An 18,616-nucleotide genomic window follows, 5' to 3' on the forward strand; every position below is an offset into this window, starting at 1 on the left:
CCTACTGCCCACCCGAATTGATAGGAAAAACGACGGAATGCGCACAGATACCGGCCATGTCTTCAAGCTCGAAGACTACCGCCCCAGCGACTATCTCATTCCGCGGACCAGCCTCGATTTCCGTCTGTCTCCGGATGCCACCCGCGTCACTGCCGTGCTCACCGTCGAGCGACGCCAGGGGGTCGCCGCTTCTACGCCGCTGGCGCTCGACGGCGACGGGCTGAAGCTGCTCGGCGTTGCCATCGACGGGCAGGTTCTCCCGGAAGCCGACTATCAGGCCACGCCCGACCAGCTGACCATTCCGACGCCGCCGGCGGCACGGCGCTTCGAGCTTCGTCTCGAGACCGAGAGCGCGCCGTCCAGCAACGAGGCGCTGATGGGCCTTTATCGCTCCAACAATGTCTATTGCACCCAATGCGAGGCGGAGGGGTTTCGCCGCATTACCTATTTCCTCGATCGTCCAGACGTCCTCTCGGTCTACACCGTGCGCATCGAGGCGCCGCACAACGAGGCGCCGCTGCTGCTGTCCAACGGCAACCCCGTAGAAAGCGGGGCGCTCGCGGATGGCCGGCACTATGCCGTCTGGCACGACCCCTTCCCGAAGCCTTCCTATCTCTTTGCGCTGGTGGCTGGCGCGCTCGGCAAGGTCGCGGGAAGCTTCACCACCCTATCCGGCCGCAAGGTCGAGCTCGGCATCTATGTCGAGCCCGGCAAGGAGCGGCTCGCCGGCTACGCGATGGATGCGCTGAAGCGCTCGATGAAATGGGACGAGGAGGTCTTCGGCCGCGAATACGACCTCGACGTCTTCAACATCGTCGCCGTGTCAGACTTCAACATGGGCGCCATGGAGAACAAGGGCCTCAACATCTTCAACGACAAATATGTGCTGGCCGACGAGGAGACGGCGACCGATGCCGATTTCGCCAACATCGAGGCGATCATCGCGCATGAATATTTCCACAATTGGACCGGCAACAGAATCACTTGCCGCGACTGGTTCCAGCTCTGCCTGAAGGAAGGGCTGACGGTTTACCGCGACCACGAATTCTCGGCCGACCAGCGCTCGCGCGCGGTAAAGCGCATCGCCGAGGTGCGCACGCTGCGCGCGCATCAGTTCCCCGAGGACCAGGGGCCATTGGCGCATCCGGTCAGGCCGCGCCGCTACCGCGAGATCAACAACTTCTACACGGCAACAGTCTACGAGAAGGGCTCGGAAGTGGTGCGCATGATCCGCACCATCCTCGGAGCGGAAACCTTCCGAGCCGGTATGGACCTCTATTTCGAGCGGCATGACGGCGAAGCGGCGACGATCGAGGACTTCCTCAAAGTGTTCGAGGACGTCTCGGGCCGAGACCTCGGGCAGTTCGCGCTCTGGTACCATCAGGCCGGCACGCCGAACCTGACGGTGAGTTCCTCCTACAATGCGGCGGCCAAGGCATTCACGCTGGAGATCGAACAGTCGGTGCCGCCGACGCCGTCGGAAAGCCGCAAGCGGCTGATGCATATTCCCCTGGCCTTCGGCCTGGTCGGCGCCGGCGGCAAGCCTGTCGCCTGGGCAGCCGTCGATGGCGCCACCGTCGAGGACGGCATCATCCATGTCCGAAAGCGGCGGCACACGGTGCGCTTCTCGGGGGTTTCGGAGCGGCCTTCGGTGTCGCTCAACCGCGGCTTCTCGACGCCGATCACGCTCTCGGTGCAGCAGAAGGCCGACGACCAGTTCTTCCTGGCCAGCCATGACAGCGATCCTTTCTCGCGCTGGCAGGCCTTCAACACGCTGCTCACCGACGCGCTCATAGCGGCGTTCCGCCAGCTGCTGGGCGGCAAAGAGTCGGCCTTCGACGCAAAGCTCGCCGAGCTTGCCGGAAGCATTGCCCGCGACGAGACGCTGGAGCCGGCCTACCGGGCGCTGGCTCTGTCGCTGCCCGGCGAGGCCGATATTGCGCGCGACATCGGCCAGGGCATCGATCCCGACGCCATTTTCGTCGCCCGCGAGGCGCTGGCGCGGACGATTGCCATGGCGAATCGCGAGATCTTCTCGGCCCTTTACGCCAGCCTGGCCGACAACGGTCCGTTCACGCCCGACTCGGCAAGCGCTGGGCGCCGCGCGCTGCGCAACATCCTGCTCGATTACCTGTCGCTCCTGCCCGAAGGCGCGGCGCTTGCCGCGCGGCATTTCAACGCCGCCACCAACATGACCGACCGCGCCGCGGCGCTGACCGTGCTGGCGCACCGCCATGCCGGCTCCGCGCAAGCCGAGGAGGCGCTGTCGGCCTTCGAAACGAGATACAGCGGCGATGCGCTGGTGCTCGACAAATGGTTCCAGATCCAGGCCGGAGTGCCGGGACCGCTGACCGTCGAAAAGGTGCGCGCGCTGATGCAGCACCCTGCCTTCTCGATCGCGAATCCGAACCGGGTGCGCTCGCTGATCGGCACCTTCTCCAGCGCCAACCAGACCGGCTTCCATCTCGCCGACGGCCAGGGCTACCGCTTCTTCGCCGAGACCGTGCTGGAGGTCGAGAAGCGCAACCCGCAAGTGGCAGCACGGCTGGCGACGGCGCTCAGGTCCTGGCGCTCGCTGGAACCGGTCCGACAGAACAAGGCAAGGCAGGCACTGCTGCAGATCGCGAACGCCGACAACCTGTCGGCCGACCTGCGCGACATCGTGGAGCGGACGCTGGTGTGATTAGCAATCTCCCTCGTGGGGGAGATCAGCAGTTTCGACGAATTTCAATCAACTTTTAATCTTTTTTGGCCGCGCCTCTGGACAAGGCGAATCACCTTTGATTCCTTATTGACGATTCGGACGTGCGGCGTAGCCGGATCGTCAAGTATGCGGCAAATCGGGGAGTGCCATTTATGGCCAAGACGGACGCGTGGGGCGCGCCCGGAGGGAGAGCTTTTGCGCGTCGCGAGGCAAGGAGCGGCGGGCCTGCCGGCAATGCGCGTCTGATCGCCGAACCCGCCTACCAGCGGCTGCTGGCGGCGGAACCGCTGCTGCGCCGCTCCATCCCCGCACTGATCATCATCTTCCTGATCGTCATCGCCGCACTGCGCTTCCTGTCGCTGGTGAACGACCGCGACGAGGTCGAACGCGACGCCAAGTCGGTGCTGGCGTTAGCCGCCGGCCAGATGGCACAGGCGATTACGGCCGACCCGAACGCAGCCGGCGTGAATGCGACGGACCTTCTGGAGAAGACCAGCCGCCAGGGCGCCATGGGTCGCAGCCACGTGCTAGCCATCACCGACGGCGCTTTCAAGATCGTCGCGGTATCGCCATTGTCGACCGGCTGGCAGGGACGCTCGCTGGACAGCCTCGTGCTCGGCGGCCAGCCGCTGTTCATGTTCGGCGACCGCGCCGGCGTTATGGATGTCAGCATCGGCGGCAAGGACTGGTTCGCCGCCGTCAGCCTCACCGGCGACCGCAACAACGCCGCGGCGGTGCTGGTGCCCAAGGAGGCGGTGTTCGACAGCTGGCGCAAGACGGTGTCGCTCAACGTCACGTTGTTCGTGCTGACGGCCGGCGTGCTGATCGTCATCCTTTACGCCTATTTCGGCCAGGCGGCGCGCGCCCAGGCGGCCGACCGCATCTATCTCGAAGCGCATCAGCGCATCGACATGGCGCTGGTGCGCGGCCGCTGCGGGTTGTGGGACTGGGACATGGTGCGCGGCAAGATGTACTGGTCGCGCTCGATGTACGACATGCTGGGCTACGAGCCTTGCGACACAATGCTGTCCTTCGGCGAGGTCGACGAGATCATCCATCCCGACGACGGCGACCTCTTCGAGCTCGCCAACCGCATCGTCGAGCGCGAGATCCACCATATCGACCAGGTGTTCCGTATGCGCCACGCCGACGGCCAATGGGTGTGGATGCGCGCCCGCGCCCAGGTGATCGACCCGGAAGCGCCCGAGATCCAACTGATCGGCATCGCCGTCGACGTCACCGAGCAGCGGCATCTCGCGCTGCGCTCGGAAGCGGCGGACATGCGGCTGCGCACGGCGATCGAGAACATCAACGAATCCTTCGTGCTGTGGGATGCCGCCGAACGGCTGATCATGTGCAACTCCAAATTCCAGCAGGACAACGGGCTCTCGGACCGTGACGTGATGCCGGGCGCGACCCGCGACATGCTGGAGGAGCGCATGCTCGCCTTCGCCTCGGAGCGCAGGCTGGCCAACGCCAACGGGCCGCATGGCGGTGTCACGCTGGAGCGCCAGCTTGCCGACGGACGCTGGCTGCAGGTCAACGAGCTCAGGACCAGAGACGGCGGCATCGTCTCAGTCGGCTCCGACATCACCCAGATCAAGCTGCATCAGGAAAAGCTGGTCGACAGCGAGCGCCGCCTGATGGCGACGATCCACGATCTTAGCCTCGCCCGCCGCGCCGAGGAGGAACGCGCCAAGGAGCTTGTCGAGCTCAATCGCAAATACATGAAGGAAACCGAGCGCGCCGAGGCCGCCAACCGGGCGAAGTCCGAATTCCTCGCCAATATGTCGCATGAACTGCGCACGCCGCTCAACGCCATCATCGGCTTCTCCGAGCTGATGCAGCAAGGCCTGTTCGGACCGCTTGGTTCCGAGCGCTACGAGGAATATGCCAGCGACATCAACGGCAGCGGCAAATACCTGCTCGGCGTCATCAACGACATTCTCGACATGTCGAAGATCGAGGCCGGCCAGTTCTCGCTTGACCGCGAGGAAATCGACCTCTGCCCGCTGATCAGGGAAACGGTTCGCGTCATCTCGCTGCAGGCGGCGGAGAAGTCGATCACGGTAGAGACGCGCATCGCCGATGCGATGCGGCTCTACGCCGACCGCCGCGCGATCAAGCAGATCGCAATCAATCTGCTCTCCAACGCGGTGAAGTTCACCGGACAGGGCGGCAAGATCACGGTCAGGGCGCGCAGCGCCTCAGGCGCGCTGGTGCTCACCATCGAGGACAATGGCTGCGGTATCCCGAAGCAGGCGCTGAGCAAGCTCGGGCGGCCGTTCGAGCAGGTGCAAAACCAGTTCTCCAAGAACCACACCGGTTCCGGCCTGGGCCTCGCCATCTCGCGTTCGCTCGCCGAACTGCAGGGGGGCGCGCTGAAGATTCGCTCCACCGAAGGCGTCGGCACCATCGTTTCGGTGCGCATCCCGCTGAAGAAGGCGCCGCCCATGGTCAAGGTGGCGGCTTAATTTGCGCGCTGAAATTCGAAACGCCGGCGCCAAGGAATGACGCGTGGATTAACCTCGCGAGATCGACGCTCCCGCGCGAAGCAGAAGGTCGAAATCCTTCCGAACCTTTTGCGACGTCTCTTTGAGATGCGCTTCGAGCACACCGAAATCCGGCAGGTCGGTGGCCGCCAGAAGCAGATCAGAAAGCCCAGGCGGAACATCGTCGCGCTGGAACTCGCCGGTAAGGCAGAGCCTGATCATCTGAGTCAGCGCGAGATAGAGCCTCCAGGCCTCGCAAAGCTCCTGCCGAACATCAGGCGCCGCGTAACCGGGGGCCAGCCGCGCCAGCACTTCCGCCGTCGCGGTTGCCCGCCTACCAGCCTCGACCGCGCCGGTGATGACCGCGACCTGGGCGATGAATTCAAGGTCGATCAGGCCGCCGGGGATCAGCTTGATGTCCCAGAGATCGCGCGGCGGCTTTTCCGTGTCGATCAGCGCCCGCATCTCGGAGGCATCCGCCTTCACCTTGGCGCCGTCGCGCGGCTGGGCGAGAACCGCCGCGACCTCGTCCTCGACCTCGGCGCAAAGCGCTGCGTCACCGCCGATGGCGCGTGCTCGCGCCAGCGCCATATGCTCCCAGGTCCAGGCATCCTGCCGCTGATATTTCTTATAGGCGTCGACATGGGTGGCGACCGGCCCCTTGTTGCCGGAAGGGCGCAAGCGGAGGTCGAGCTCGTAAAGTACCCCCTCGGCCGTCGGCGCCGAGACGGCGGCGATCAGCCGTTGCGTCATGCGGGTGTAGTAGTGTGAGGGCGCCAGCGGCTTCTCGCCATCGGAGTCTTCCGCATCCGCGTCGTGGTCATAAAGCAGGATCAGATCGACATCCGAGCCGGCAGTGAGCTCGCGGCTGCCCAGCTTGCCCATGCCGAGGAGCGCGACCCTGCCTCCGGCAATCCTGCCATGGCGCAAAGCGAACTCGGCGATGACCGCGTTGAGCGCCGCTTCGATCGTGAGGTCGGCCAGGTCCGAGAAGGCGCGACCGGCGCGCCCGGGATCGATGGTGCCCGCAAGCAACCGCACGCCGATCAGGAATTTCTGCTCGGAGGCGAAGATGCGCAGCCGGTCAAGCACATCCTCATAGGCGCGGTCTCCGTCGATGAAAGCCGCAAGCCGCGCCGACAGATAGGCACGGTCGGGCAGTTCCGCGAGCAACGCCGGATCGAGCAGACCGTCGAACACATGCGGGCGGCGCGTGATGATGGCGGCGAGCCGCGGAGCGGCGCCCATGATCGTCGCCATCAGCTTGAGCAGTGCCGGATTGGACTGCAAAAGCGAGAAGAGCTGGATGCCAGCGGGCAGGCCGGCGAGGAACTCGTCGAAGCGGATCAGCGCCTCGTCGGCGCGGCGCGTCTGGCCGAAGGCTTTCAGCAGCGCCGGCGTCAGTTCCGTCAGCCGCTCGCGCGCCTCCGCCGACTGGGTGACGCGGTAGCGGCCGAAATGCCAGCCGCGAATGACACGGCAGATGTCGCTCGGCCGCTGAAAGCCGAGGCGATGCAAGGTCTGCAGCGTGTCGGGATCGTCGACATCACCGGTGAAGACCAGATTGCCGACGCCGGCCGACAGTTCGGGTGCCGTCTCGAACAGCGCCGCATAATGGCGCTCGACCTGCTGCAGCGAGGCGCGGAAAGCTTCCGCGAATTCCGCCTCGCCGGTGAAGCCGAGCATCAGCGCGATACGCTCCAGTTCCTCGTCCTCTTCCGGCAGGACATGTGTCTGCTCGTCGGCCACCATCTGGACGGCATGCTCGACACGGCGCAGGAACCAGTATTGTCGGGTGAGCGCATCGCGCGCATCGGCGGTGATCCAGCCGCGCGCTGCGAGCGCGTCCAGCATCGGCACCGTTTCGCGGCCCCGCAGTTCCGGGAAGCGGCCGCCGGCAATCAGCTGCTGCGTCTGGACGAAGAACTCGATCTCGCGGATGCCGCCGCGGCCGAGCTTGACGTTATGGCCTTTCACCGCGATCTCGCCGTGGCCCTTGTGGGCATGGATCTGGCGCTTGATCGAATGGACGTCGGCGATCGCGGCGTAATCCATGTATTTCCGCCAGACGTAGGGCTGCAATTCCTTGAGGAAGGCCGAGCCCGAGGCAAGGTCTCCGGCCACCGGCCGCGCCTTGATCATGGCGGCGCGCTCCCAGTTCTGGCCGCGAGCCTCGTAATAACGAAGCGCCGCCTCGACCGGAATCGCCAGCGGGGTCGAGCCGGGATCGGGGCGCAGCCTCAGATCGGTGCGGAAGACATAGCCATGCTCGGTGCGGTCCTGCAGGATGCGCACGAGACGGCGGGTAAGGCGCGAGAACAGCTCCGTCGCATCGAGCGGATCGACCACCGCCGGCGCCTCCGGATCGAAGAAGACGACGAGGTCTATGTCGGAGGAAAAATTCAGCTCATGCGCGCCGAGCTTGCCCATGCCGAGCACAATCCAGCCCGAGCCGCGCGCCGGGTCTTCCGGATGGGGCAGCTTGAGCTTTCCTTGCCCGTGCGCGTCGAGCAGCAGGAAATCGACCGCGGCGCGTGTGCAAGCATCCGCCAGGTCGCTCAGACGGCGCACCGTCAGCGCGGTTTCGGCTTCGCCGGACAGATCGGCCAGCGCGACCAGGAAATGCGCTTCGACCTTGAACTGCCTGAGTTCCATCATCAGGCTCGATTCCGAAACATTATCGGCCCGCGCCGCGCGATCGATCGCCTCGCCGATCTCGTTGAGACGCGCTTCGATCGTCTGGTCGAACAGCGTGTCCAGAATGGCCGGTCGGCGGCGGGCCGTATCACGCAGGAACGGCGACAGGTCGAAGATGGCGGCGAGCAATTCCTGCAGTGCTCCCTGGCCGGCGAGGAACGCGGCCAGACGCGGAAGGCCGTCTTGCTCGGCCGCGTCGGCGATCTCGGACAATTCCCTCCGGGCATGGTCGCCGCCGAGCGGGCGAAGCGCCAGCGTCGGTCGGAGTTGCCATTCCGTATCGATCTTCTTTTTTGCCATCCTGGCCGCCATCAATGCGTCTCCCGGGCCGGGAAACTCATGACTACGGACAATCCGGGATTGGCGGGCAGAAGATCAAGCCTGCCGTTGTGGAAAGTCATGATCGCCTTGGCGAGGCTAAGGCCCAGGCCCGAGCCCGGCTGCGAACGGCTCTTCTCCAGCCGCACGAAACGCTCGGTGACCCTGGCGCGGTCGGCATCATCGGCTATACCAAGGCCATTGTCGGAAACGGCGAGCTTGACGTCGCCGCCGATGCGCTCCAGCGTGACCCGCACCTTCGGGCTCTCGGCGGCGCCGGTCGAGTATTTGATGGCGTTGTCGACGATGTTCGACAGCGCCTGGCCGATCAGCTCGCGATTGCCGTTGATGGTCACCGCTTCCGGCACCGCGGTTTCCAGCACGACGCCCGCCTCTTCCGCCACCGGCTCGTAGAGCTCGACGACATCGCTCACCGTGGCGGCGAGGTCGACCGGGCCGGTTGTCTCGGAGGAATAGCCGGCCTCCAGCCGCGAGATCATCAGGATGGCGTTGAAGGTCTTGATGAGCTGGTCGGACTCAGCGATCGTTCCCTCCAGCGCCTGACGGTAGTCCGTCGTCTTGCGCTTGCCGGCAAGGGTGGCTTCGGCGCGGTTGCGCAGCCTGGTCAGCGGCGTCTTCAGATCGTGAGCGATGTTGTCGGAGACCTGCTTCAGCCCCTCGTTCAGCATGGCGATACGGGCAAGCATCGTGTTGAGGTTTTCGGACAGGCGGTCGAATTCGTCACCGGCGCCGGTCACCGGCAGCCGTCCGCTAAGGTCGCCGCCCATGATGCGGCGACTTGCGTCGGAGACGCTGTCGATGCGTTTCAGCGCGGCGCGCCCGACGAAGAACCAGATCAAGAGGCCGCCGAGCCCCATCATGCCCAGCGCCAGCATCAGCGCGCGGCGGATGACGGCGCGGAAGCGCTCGGGCTCGCCAAGATCGCGGCCGACCAGCAAGATCATCTGATTGGGCAGTCGCAGCACCAGCGCGATAGCGTTGTGGCCTTCTTCGCCTTCCGACCGAGCGCTGCTGTCGCCCGGGGACGGCGCGCTCTGATCGGTGCCACCACCACGCAACCGGTCGAGTTCGCCCTCGCCGAAGCGATGGTACGAAAAGGGCTCCGTCGTCCAGCCCTCGGTTTCGATGATTCCCGGCTCCAGGCTCTGCACATTGCCGGTCAGGATCTGGCCGTTGGCGTCGGCGATCAGATAGAGGTTGGCGCCAGGCTGGCGCGAGCGGGCTTCAACCACGCGCACCAGCAACGGCAGGCCGCCATTTTTGTATGCGCGAGCCAAGCCGAGGATCTCGTCATTGATCGTGTCCTGGGTCTGCGCCGTCAGCATGCGCGCCGAGAGCGACGTCATGTAAAAGACGAGCAGCACGGCGCAGAGAGCGAAAAGCAGAAGGTAAAGCGCCGAGAGCCGGGCCGCCGTCGTCTTCATGATGGCCGGCAGGGAAAGAGCCATGTTCGCCTAGATCAGGATGACGATTGGCTGCACGGTAACCCCTTGTTGCAGCATCTTTTCCGAAACGTTCCCTGACTTTCGGTTTGGGATCATGCTCTAGCCGCCTTTCAGCATGTAGCCCGCGCCGCGGATGGTGTGCAGGATCGGTTTGTCGAAACCCTTTTCGATCTTGCCGCGCAGGCGCGAGACATGAACGTCGATGACGTTGGTCTGCGGATCGAAATGATAGTCCCAGACATTTTCCAGCAGCATGGTGCGCGTCACCACCTGGCCGGCGTGGCGCATCAGATATTCCAGCAGGCGGAACTCGCGCGGCTGCAGCGTGATCTCGCGGCCGGCGCGCTTGACCGAATGCGACAGACGGTCGAGCTCGAGATCGCCGACGCGGTAGACGGTCTCGGTTTCCCGGGCGCCGGCGCGACGGTTCAACACCTCGACGCGGGCAAGCAATTCGGAAAATGCGTAGGGTTTGGTGAGATAATCGTCGCCGCCGGCACGCAGCCCCGTGACGCGGTCGTCGACCTCGCCCAGCGCCGACAGGATCAGCACCGGCGTGGTGTTGCCGCGCGAGCGGAGCGCTGCGATCACCGACAGCCCGTCGCGGCGCGGCATCATGCGGTCGACCACCATCACGTCATAGTCGCCGGCGTCGGCAAGCGCGAAGCCGGTCTCGCCGTCGCCGGCGACATGGGCGGTGTGGCCCGCCTCGGCGAAGGCTTTCTGCAGGTAGTCCGCAGCCTCGCGGTCGTCTTCCATGACGAGAATCTTCATGGAGCCGTTATACGCGATTTCACTGGAGGGTTGAGGGGCAGCCATGACTCAGCGCCTTTGCGTTCGCCAGCCGCATGTCGTGATCCCAGACCGGTACCCACTTGCGGGCACCGTGCTTGGCAAGCGGCAGCGGGTGATGGGAAACCCGCTGCCGCGGAGCGAAACACGGTGACTGACTGACGTGCTCGGCCCCATGTTTTCCCGGCGGCGGCTCGGGGGTGTTGAAACCGCCGCAAGGAAAAGTCGCTGAGCAATTCCAGGAAAGGCGTGAAGCGGGTTTCCGTCCGGAATTGCGTCAAACAGAGAGTTAGAGCGGTTCTGCGTTCTCGAGGAGCGCTTGAACCGCTCTATCTGATCAGCCCTTGCCGACCGGCAGCGCGACGAAGCGGTTGCTATCGTCGCGGGTGATCTGCATCAGCACGGCCTTGCGGCCCGACTTGGAGGCATCGGTCATGGCCTTGGAAACGTCGTCGGTAGTGTTCACCTCGTTCGAATTGATCGAGGTGATGACGTCGCCGGGCTGAATGCCGCGGTCGGCCGCATCGCTGTCCGGATCGACATCGGTGACCACCAGGCCCTTGCCGTTTTCCGACTTGGTGACGGTGAGGCCGAGATCGGCAAGCGTATCGGCCTTGGCGGGAGCCGCCTGCTTGTTGCCGTCTTCGTTCGAGGCCTGCTTGTCGCTCGAAGGCAGCGTGCCGAGGTCCACCTTGACCGTCTCGTTCTTGCCGTTGCGCCAGACAGTGACATCAACCGACTTGCCCGGCGCATAAGCGCCGATCATGCGGGCGAGTTCCTTCGGCGAGGCGACGTCCTTGCCGTCGACCTGGGTGATGACATCGCCGGCGACGATGCCTGCCTTCTTGCCGGGACCAGCGTCCTGCGCGCTCGAAACCAGCGCGCCTTTGTCCGACTTCAGGCCGAGCGACTCGGCAATGTCGGAGGTGACCGGCTGGATCTCGACGCCGAGCCAGCCGCGCTGGACTGAGCCGTTCTTCATCAGGTCTTCGACCACTTGCTTGGCGGTCGAGGCCGGGATGTCGAAGGCGATGCCGACGCTGCCGCCCGACGGCGAGAAGATGGCGGTGTTGATGCCGATCACCTGGCCGTTGAGGTTGAAGGTCGGACCGCCCGAATTGCCGCGGTTGACCGAGGCGTCGATCTGGATGAAGTCGTCATAGGGGCCGGCGCCGATGTCGCGGCCGCGGGCCGAAACGATGCCTGCGGTGACGGTGCCGCCGAGGCCGAACGGGTTGCCGACCGCCACGACCCAGTCGCCGATGCGGATCTTGGAGTCGTCGGCGAAGTCGACATAGGTGAACTTGCCACCGCCATCGACCTTCAGCACGGCGAGGTCGGTGCGCGGATCGGTGCCGATCAGCTTGGCGTCGAGCTCCTTGCCGTCATTGGTGACGACGGTGAAGTCGGAGCCTTCCGAAACCACGTGATTGTTGGTGACGAGGTAGCCGTCCTCAGAAATGAAGAAGCCCGAACCTTGAGCCACGGGGCGCGGCTCGCCATTGCCGTGGTTGCGGTGGTTGAACCGGGGCATGCCGAACTGGCCGCCCTGATCGCCGAAGCCGCGGAACTCCCTGAAGAAGCGGCGCAGCTGCGGATTATCCGGCAGGTTGTCGAAGCCGTTCTGATCGTCGGAGCCGTCATCGGCCGTCGGCTGGATCTTGGCCTTCACCTTGACGCTGACCACCGCCGGCGAGACGCGCTCGACGACGTCGGCGAAGCTCGGAACCTGCGGAGCCTCGACACGCACAGCATCGGCCAGCACGGGCGCAGTGCCGGTGGCAAGCGCGCCTGCGCCGACAGCACCAATCACGGCCAGGGACGCGACAGCCGCCATCAGGCGCTTGCGGGTGCTTGAATATGAATCGGGGGCAATATTCATGGGTCTCGTTTCCTCTTTCGAAGTGGATGCGCTCAGGAGAGCATCCTCGGAAAAGAGACTTAGTGAGGCGCACATTACGGCGCCATTTCCGATATATGAAAATTTTGTAATGTTGGCGCTTTAATCGCGCAGCAGCTTGTCCAGCGCCGCCTGTTCCTCGGCGCTGAGCGTGCTGCCCGGCGCGCGGCGTGAACGGGTGCTGAGCACGATGAAGATGCCGCCGGCCAGAAGCAAAAGCGCCGGGGTGCCCCACAAAAGCGCGTTGCGCAGGCTGAAGCGCGGCTTCAAGAGAACGAACTCGCCGTAGCGCGACACGATGTAATCCATCACCTGCTGGTCGGTATCGCCGGCGACGAGGCGCTGGCGCACGAGGACGCGCAGGTCGCGGGCCAGATCGGCGTCGGATTCGTCGATCGACTGGTTCTGGCAGACCATGCAGCGCAAGCCTTCGGAAAGCGCGCGTGCGCGAGCCTCCAGCGCCGGATCGGGCAGCACCTCATCGGGCTTCACCGCCTGTGCCGCGCCGGCGAAGACCAACGCCAGCAGGAGGATCAGCGAGGCGAGCGAAAACTTCGCTTTCATGTCGGGCTCGCGGGTAAGGCAGCGGCAGCCGGCTTGCGGCGCCTCGCGGGGGCGCCAACGCGCAGGCGGCGGTCGAGCAGCGACACGGCGGCGCCCGCCATCATCACCAGTCCGCCGCCCCAGATCAGCGTCACCAACGGCTTCCACCACAGGCGCACGACGACCGAGCCGTCCTTGCCCTCATCGCCGAGCGACAGATAGAGCTGGCTCACACCCAGCGTCCTGATGCCGGACTCGGTCGTTACCGTCTGCCGCACCGGATAGAAGCGTTTTGCAGAGGTGATCTCGCCATCGGCATTGCCATCGGCGCCAATCAGCAGGAAGCGGCCGCGCTCCTCGGTGAAGTTTGGGCCTTTCTGAGGAAACAGTCCTTCGAAGCGCAGCGTGTGGCCGGAAAGTTCCACCGTCTCGCCGAGGCGCATGGTGAGAATCTTCTCCGTGCCAAACGAAAGCGTGCCGACGATGCCGAGCAAGGTGAGCCCGAGGCCGAGATGGGCAAGCGCGGTGCCGAAGACCGAGCGCGGCAGGCCGGCAAAGCGTCTCAGCACGTCGGCCGGCGCCACCGAGCCGATGCCCGACTTGACGGCAAGGTCGGTCAGCGCGCCGGCGACAAGCCAGACGGCGAGGCCGACGCCAAGCGCAGCGAAGACCGAGGCGCCATCGATAAACAGGCCGGTGACCAGCATCGCGGCGATCGCCAGCCCGAAGGCCGCCATCAGGCGCTGCGAGGCGGCAAGGACGTCGCCGCGCTTCCAGGCAAGCAGCGGACCAAACGGCACGATGGCGAGCAGCGGCAGCATCAGCGGGCCGAAGGTCAGGTCGAAGAAGGGCGCGCCGACCGAGATCTTGCCGCCGGTGATGGCCTCAAGCGCCAGCGGGTAGAGCGTGCCGACGAGCACCGTCGCGGTCGCCGTGGTCAGGAACAGATTGTTGAGCACGAGCGCGCCTTCGCGCGAGATCGGCTGGAACAGGCCACCTGCGGTCAGGGTGGAAGCGCGCAGCGCAAACAGCGCCAGCGAGCCGCCGATGAACAGCATCAGGATGCAGAGGATAAAGACGCCGCGCGCCGGATCGGTGGCGAAGGCATGCACGGAAGTCAGCACGCCAGAGCGGACAAGAAAGGTGCCGAGCAGCGACAGCGAGAAGGTGAGGATGGCAAGCAGCAGCGTCCAGATCTTCAGCGCCGAGCGCTTTTCCATGACGATTGCCGAATGGAGGAGCGCCGTGCCGGCGAGCCAGGGCATGAAGGAAGCGTTCTCGACCGGGTCCCAGAACCAGAAGCCGCCCCAGCCAAGCTCGTAATAGGCCCAATAGGAGCCCATGGCGATGCCGCCGGTCAAAAACATCCAGGCGACCAGCGTCCAGGGCCGCACCCAGCGCGCCCAGGAGGCGTCGATGCGGCCTTCGATCAGGGCTGCGACCGAGAAGGAGAAGCAGATCGAGAAACCGACATAGCCGAGATAGAGCAGCGGCGGATGGATGGCGAGGCCGAGGTCCTGCAGGATCGGGTTGAGATCGCGGCCCTGGATCGGCGCCGGGTTCAGCCGGATGAAGGGATTGGACGTCGCCAGGATAAACAGGAAGAAGGCGGCGCCGATCATGCCCTGCACGGCCAGAACATTGGCTTTGAGCGTCGCTGGCAAGTTGGAACCGAAGACAGCGACGAGCGCGCCGAAGAAGGTCAGGATCAGCACCCAGAGCAGCATCGAGCCTTCGTGGTTTCCCCAGGTGCCGGTGATCTTGTAGATCATCGGCTGCAGCGAATGGGAGTTTTCCCAGACGCTCGCCACCGAGAAATCGGAGCCGGCATAGGCGGTGGCAAGAGCGGTGAAGGACAGCGCGGTCAGCGCAAAGCCGGTGACCGCGACCGGGCCGCCGACCGCCATCAGCCGCTGGTTGCCGGTGCGGGCGCCGACCAACGGCACCAGCATCTGCACCAGCGACAGCGCGAAGGCGAGGACGAGCGCGAAATGTCCGGTCTCAACCATTATTGGCTCTTGCTCTCCTGCCACACGCCCTTGGCTTTCAAGCGGTCGGCGACTTCCTTGGGCATATAGCGCTCGTCGTGCTTGGCTAAAACGCTATCGGCAACGAAGACGCCGTCCGGGCCGAAAGCGCCTTCGGTGATGACCCCCTGCTCCTCGCGGAAGAGGTCGGGCAGGATGCCGGTATAAGTGACCTTGACCGATTTCTGCATGTCGGTGACCGAAAAGGCGACGGTCGCGCCCTGACCGCGAACGATGGTGTTTTTTTCGACGAGCCCGCCAAGGCGAATGCGCTGTCCGGGCTGGACGGTTGCGGCGGCGAGGTCGGCGGGCATGTAGAAATACGAAGCCTTCTGGCCGAGCGCGTAGAAGGTAAGACCGGCAGCAGCGCCGAGGAAGGCCAACCCTGCGAGGATCACCGACAATCGCTTCTGCTTGCGCGTCATGGCCTACTCCGTCGCCGTCACGCCGAGGGAGGCGGCAAAGGCGGTGAATTTCTTGGCCTGCTCGCTGTCGGCGCCGAAGACGGCAACCGCGCGGCCGAGCGCGTCGCGCGCCCGGTCGGCCTTGCCGAGCACGACATAGGAACGAATGAGCCGCATCCACCCTTCCTCGTCGCGCGGATTTTGTTTCAGCCGGTCGTCGAGGCTGGCGACCATGGTCTCGATCATTGCCTGCCGGTCCTGCGGCGCCATCTGCCGCGCCGCCTCGACCTGCCCGGCATCCGGGCCGGTCGCCGGCTTGCCTGCCGCCGCCGGCGGCTCGGCCGTTTCGGCGAGCGCCTGCTGGACGGCGCTGCGCCAGGGCGAATCGGGCGCAAGCTGACCGAGCATCTTTTGCCAAGCGGCGGCGGCTTCCGCCTTCCTGCCTTCCTGGGCCAGGCCCATCGCCAGATAGAAATTGGCCTTGGCGTTGGCGGGATCGAGCTTCAAGGCCGCGTCGAAGGCGCCCTGAGCCTCGGCCGTGACGATCCCGCCGGCAGCGTTGGCGATCGCCTCGCCAAGGCCGGCCTGGCGCACGGCGCTGTCGCCGTCGAGGCGGATGGCGTTGCGATAGGCGGTCACCGCGTCGGCGTAGCGCTGCAGGCGCAGATAAACCGGCGCCAGCACGTCCCAGCCCTTGCCGTCCGAGGGATTGGCGGCGAGATGCGCCTCGGCGCGGGCAACCAGCTCGTCGACCGAGGACTCGGCAGGGTTCTTGGCCAGCCGTTCGGCCAGCGGCTGCGAGGGCAGATCCGGCGAGCCGAGTGAGCCGTAAAGCCCCCAGCTAACCAGCGGCACCGCCAGCACGGCGGCGGTGGCGACCAGCTTCGCGGCGCGCGCAGGGCGCGGCGCTCGCGCGCTTGCCTGGCTGTGCGAGCCGAGACGCAGAATGCGGCGGCCGATCTCGGCGCGCGCTTCCTCCGCCTCGCCCGGCTGGATGAGACCGCGCGCCATGTCGCGGTCGAGTTCCGAAAGCTGGTCGCGATAGACTTCGAGATCGTGATCGCCGGCGGTCGATGCGGCTTTCGTGCCGCCGGCCAGCGGCAAAAGCACCGCCAGGCTGGCGCCCAGCGTAAGGATTGCAGCTATGACCCAGAACAGCATGGCTATTCCAATAAAGGCAGAGCCCTGCCCTGCCAACACGGACGCCCTGCGACGCTTTGGCGGCAGACGCGCCGGCCGTCCTTGATCAATGTCAAATTGCGCCGATCGTTGCTAATTCAGGTCAGCGGCGTCCAGCTGCCGTCGGCATTGCGGCAGGCGGTGCCGCGCGCCGTGACGCCCGAACCGCTCGTGTAAACGGTGTGGGTGTATTGGCGGCAGTCCTGCGAGCCGACCCGGTAGGGCTGGGCGGCAACGACCTCGCCATAATGGGTCGAGCTGTCGCCCTTCCACGTCACCTTCTGGCCGCTGGCGTTGTATTCCAGCGCCTTGTACTCGGCCTCGAGGCCTTTGCGCTTTTCAGCATCGCTCAGACCCGAACCGATCGAGCCGCCGATGAGCCCGCCATTCATGGCCGCGACGATGCCGGCTCCCACCTTACTGGCGGCCGGCGGCGTGGCGACGGGCGTGACCGGAGAGGTCGGGCCGGTCCTGCCCAGCGTGGTGCAGCCCGACACGGCCATCAGGGCGGAAACGAGCGCAACGCGAATCTTCATACCAGCAACCGGTTCTCTTGAGCGGGATGGGCTTCTTGGGCGAAAAGCACTTCTGGAGCGAGATGGATCGGGAACCGCGCCAGCGGGAAGGATAGCGAGCCCATAGTATTGATATTTGTCGGAAATTTGGCCGCAAGCGGCCGCACGGAAATCGATAAAAACATTATTGAAGGCTCCGCAATCTTACCACTGCCCTCAAGCCGCCCATGCTGGACCGTTCCAGCGCAAGGGCGCCTCCATACTCGTTGACGAGGTCGGCGACAATGGCCAATCCAAGCCCCGTTCCCGGCTTCGTCTCGTCGAGTCTCTTGCCGCGTTTCAACACTTCCCGCGCGCTGTCCTCGGGAATGCCGGGGCCGTCGTCCTCTATGACGATTTCAAAAAGGTTGGGGCTTCCCGGAACGGCGGCGACCGAGACGGCAACGGCGCTTTTCGCCCATTTCATGGCATTGTCGAGGAGGTTGCCGAGCAATTCCTCAAGATCCTCGCGCTCGCCGGCAAAGACGATCCCGGTGGCCGGCGGCGACAGCGAAAGCTGTGTCTGCGGGTTGAGCTTGCGCAGCACGCGCACCATGCGGCCGACCAGCGGCGCCACCGGCGTGCGGAACACGACGCTGTCGCGCTGGGCAGCGACGCGGGCGCGCTGCAGATAATGGTCGACCTGCTTTTGCATCGAGGCAGCCTGCTCGGCGATGAGCTCTCCCTTGGCGCCGCCGAGCGCGCGGCCCTCGTTGATCAGGACGGCAAGCGGCGTCTTCAGGGAATGGGCGAGGTTGCCGACCTGGGTGCGCGAGCGCTCGACGATGCGCCTGTTGTTCTCGATCAGCGCATTGGTCTCGCTGGCCAGAGGCTCGATCTCGGCCGGAAAGCGCCCGTCGAGCCGCTGCGCCGTGCCCTCGCGCACCATGGCCAGCGCGTTGCGCACGCGGCGCAAAGGCTGCAAGCCGAAAAGGATGGCGATGGCGTTGATGGCGATCATGCCGACGCCGAACAGCGACAGATAAGTGAGCAGCCGGCGCTGGAAGCTCGCGATCTCCTGCTCGAGCTCGCTGTGATTGCCCATGACGCGGAAGCGCGCGGCGCGGTTCTTGGCATCGAGCACGAACTCGCTCTCGAAAACCTCCAACTCCTCGCCCTTGATGCCCTCGGTCGAATAGCTGCGCTGGAAGTTCGCGTTGAACGGCACCTCGGCGACGCTCGGCGACAGGATCGAGGAGGTCATCGAGGAGGAATGGAGTTCGCCGTGAACGTCTTCGGAGGCCGGCTCGACCGACCAGTACCAGCCGGAATTCGGCTCCGAGAAGCGCAGATCGCCAAGGTCGGGCGAGCCGATGAGCGCGCCATTGTCGGAAATGCCGACGGAGCCGATCAGGTTGAACAGATGCGCCGAAAGCAGACTGTCGAAGCCGCGCTCGCTGGCCTGGCGGTAGAGCGTGGTTATGAGCGTGAAGATGACGACGAGCGTCAGGATCGCCCAAATCGTGGAAAAGGCGATGACGCGGAAGGTCAGCGAGCGCGGCCAGAGCCGCAGCTTTGAAAGCCACGTTCTCATCGTCGG

13 protein-coding genes are annotated in these 18,616 nt (G+C 65.2%); 2 read left to right on the forward strand and 11 right to left on the reverse strand.

Translation table 11 applies throughout. The features are described 5' to 3' along the window. Nucleotides 1–37 precede the first annotated feature (37 nt). Both pepN and EOD29_RS07045 read left to right on the forward strand, forming a co-directional pair. On the forward strand, nt 38–2,683 hold the full coding sequence (pepN, locus tag EOD29_RS07040; RefSeq protein WP_127246260.1) for an aminopeptidase N: 2,646 nt from the start codon (nt 38–40) through the stop codon (nt 2,681–2,683). Between the two features lie 173 nt (nt 2,684–2,856). Further along, nucleotides 2,857–5,178: a PAS domain-containing sensor histidine kinase gene (locus EOD29_RS07045; RefSeq protein WP_127246261.1), complete on the forward strand. Its 2,322-nt coding sequence runs from the start codon at nt 2,857–2,859 to the stop codon at nt 5,176–5,178. Nucleotides 5,179–5,226: 48 nt separating this feature from the next. Here the strand turns inward: EOD29_RS07045 and EOD29_RS07050 are convergent, their stop codons facing one another. The 11 genes from EOD29_RS07050 to EOD29_RS07095 form a co-directional block, all read right to left on the reverse strand. Beyond that, the gene (locus EOD29_RS07050) at nt 5,227–8,205 is read right to left on the reverse strand and encodes a bifunctional [glutamine synthetase] adenylyltransferase/[glutamine synthetase]-adenylyl-L-tyrosine phosphorylase (RefSeq protein WP_164763704.1); all 2,979 of its coding nucleotides are present in this window, start codon (nt 8,203–8,205) and stop codon (nt 5,227–5,229) included. After that, nucleotides 8,205–9,680: a HAMP domain-containing sensor histidine kinase gene (locus tag EOD29_RS07055; protein ID WP_127246263.1), complete on the reverse strand. Its 1,476-nt coding sequence runs from the start codon at nt 9,678–9,680 to the stop codon at nt 8,205–8,207. Before EOD29_RS07055 ends, EOD29_RS07050 begins: the two co-directional genes overlap by 1 nt. A gap of 96 nt (nt 9,681–9,776) precedes the next feature. Beyond that, complete coding sequence (locus EOD29_RS07060; protein WP_066997584.1) at nt 9,777–10,451, reverse strand: response regulator transcription factor; 675 nt, start codon at nt 10,449–10,451, stop codon at nt 9,777–9,779. Between the two features lie 355 nt (nt 10,452–10,806). Further along, nucleotides 10,807–12,351 carry a Do family serine endopeptidase gene (locus EOD29_RS07065; protein ID WP_067320983.1) on the reverse strand — a complete coding sequence of 515 codons (1,545 nt, stop codon included), beginning with the start codon at nt 12,349–12,351 and terminating at the stop codon, nt 10,807–10,809. A gap of 120 nt (nt 12,352–12,471) precedes the next feature. Continuing rightward, a complete protein-coding gene (locus EOD29_RS07070) occupies nt 12,472–12,933 on the reverse strand; it encodes a cytochrome c-type biogenesis protein (RefSeq protein WP_127216812.1) in 462 nt (153 codons plus the stop codon). After that, the gene (locus EOD29_RS07075) at nt 12,930–14,921 is read right to left on the reverse strand and encodes a heme lyase CcmF/NrfE family subunit (RefSeq protein ID WP_127246264.1); all 1,992 of its coding nucleotides are present in this window, start codon (nt 14,919–14,921) and stop codon (nt 12,930–12,932) included. The genes EOD29_RS07070 and EOD29_RS07075 overlap by 4 nt, the downstream gene beginning before the upstream one ends. Then, nucleotides 14,921–15,364: a cytochrome c maturation protein CcmE gene (gene ccmE / locus EOD29_RS07080; RefSeq protein WP_127246265.1), complete on the reverse strand. Its 444-nt coding sequence runs from the start codon at nt 15,362–15,364 to the stop codon at nt 14,921–14,923. The genes EOD29_RS07075 and ccmE overlap by 1 nt, the downstream gene beginning before the upstream one ends. A gap of 3 nt (nt 15,365–15,367) precedes the next feature. Continuing rightward, nucleotides 15,368–16,504: a c-type cytochrome biogenesis protein CcmI gene (gene ccmI / locus EOD29_RS07085; RefSeq protein WP_127241378.1), complete on the reverse strand. Its 1,137-nt coding sequence runs from the start codon at nt 16,502–16,504 to the stop codon at nt 15,368–15,370. Nucleotides 16,505–16,620: 116 nt separating this feature from the next. Next, complete coding sequence (locus EOD29_RS07090; protein WP_127246266.1) at nt 16,621–17,058, reverse strand: hypothetical protein; 438 nt, start codon at nt 17,056–17,058, stop codon at nt 16,621–16,623. Further along, nucleotides 17,055–17,222 carry a hypothetical protein gene (locus EOD29_RS36495; RefSeq protein WP_179293607.1) on the reverse strand — a complete coding sequence of 56 codons (168 nt, stop codon included), beginning with the start codon at nt 17,220–17,222 and terminating at the stop codon, nt 17,055–17,057. Before EOD29_RS36495 ends, EOD29_RS07090 begins: the two co-directional genes overlap by 4 nt. After that, nucleotides 17,222–18,610, reverse strand: a complete 1,389-nt coding sequence (locus EOD29_RS07095; RefSeq protein WP_127246267.1) for an ATP-binding protein — start codon at nt 18,608–18,610, stop codon at nt 17,222–17,224. The genes EOD29_RS36495 and EOD29_RS07095 overlap by 1 nt, the downstream gene beginning before the upstream one ends. Nucleotides 18,611–18,616: the final 6 nt, after the last annotated feature.

Origin of the sequence: Mesorhizobium sp. M1A.T.Ca.IN.004.03.1.1 (assembly GCF_003997555.1) — a bacterium.
Taxonomy (GTDB): Bacteria; Pseudomonadota; Alphaproteobacteria; order Rhizobiales; family Rhizobiaceae; genus Mesorhizobium.

What these genes read in the sequence shown, in the direction of transcription:
- EOD29_RS07070 (WP_127216812.1), bottom strand. Translation starts at nt 12,933, where the DNA reads ATGAAAGCGAAGTTTTCGCTCGCCTCGCTGATCCTCCTGCTGGCGTTG.
- EOD29_RS07055 (WP_127246263.1), bottom strand. Translation starts at nt 9,680, where the DNA reads ATGGCTCTTTCCCTGCCGGCCATCATGAAGACGACGGCGGCCCGGCTC.
- EOD29_RS07045 (WP_127246261.1), top strand. Translation starts at nt 2,857, where the DNA reads ATGGCCAAGACGGACGCGTGGGGCGCGCCCGGAGGGAGAGCTTTTGCG.
- ccmI (WP_127241378.1), bottom strand. Translation starts at nt 16,504, where the DNA reads ATGCTGTTCTGGGTCATAGCTGCAATCCTTACGCTGGGCGCCAGCCTG.
- pepN (WP_127246260.1), top strand. Translation starts at nt 38, where the DNA reads ATGCGCACAGATACCGGCCATGTCTTCAAGCTCGAAGACTACCGCCCC.
- EOD29_RS07075 (WP_127246264.1), bottom strand. Translation starts at nt 14,921, where the DNA reads ATGGTTGAGACCGGACATTTCGCGCTCGTCCTCGCCTTCGCGCTGTCG.
- ccmE (WP_127246265.1), bottom strand. Translation starts at nt 15,364, where the DNA reads ATGACGCGCAAGCAGAAGCGATTGTCGGTGATCCTCGCAGGGTTGGCC.
- EOD29_RS07090 (WP_127246266.1), bottom strand. Translation starts at nt 17,058, where the DNA reads ATGAAGATTCGCGTTGCGCTCGTTTCCGCCCTGATGGCCGTGTCGGGC.
- EOD29_RS07065 (WP_067320983.1), bottom strand. Translation starts at nt 12,351, where the DNA reads ATGAATATTGCCCCCGATTCATATTCAAGCACCCGCAAGCGCCTGATG.
- EOD29_RS36495 (WP_179293607.1), bottom strand. Translation starts at nt 17,222, where the DNA reads ATGTTTTTATCGATTTCCGTGCGGCCGCTTGCGGCCAAATTTCCGACA.
- EOD29_RS07095 (WP_127246267.1), bottom strand. Translation starts at nt 18,610, where the DNA reads ATGAGAACGTGGCTTTCAAAGCTGCGGCTCTGGCCGCGCTCGCTGACC.
- EOD29_RS07060 (WP_066997584.1), bottom strand. Translation starts at nt 10,451, where the DNA reads ATGAAGATTCTCGTCATGGAAGACGACCGCGAGGCTGCGGACTACCTG.
- EOD29_RS07050 (WP_164763704.1), bottom strand. Translation starts at nt 8,205, where the DNA reads ATGGCGGCCAGGATGGCAAAAAAGAAGATCGATACGGAATGGCAACTC.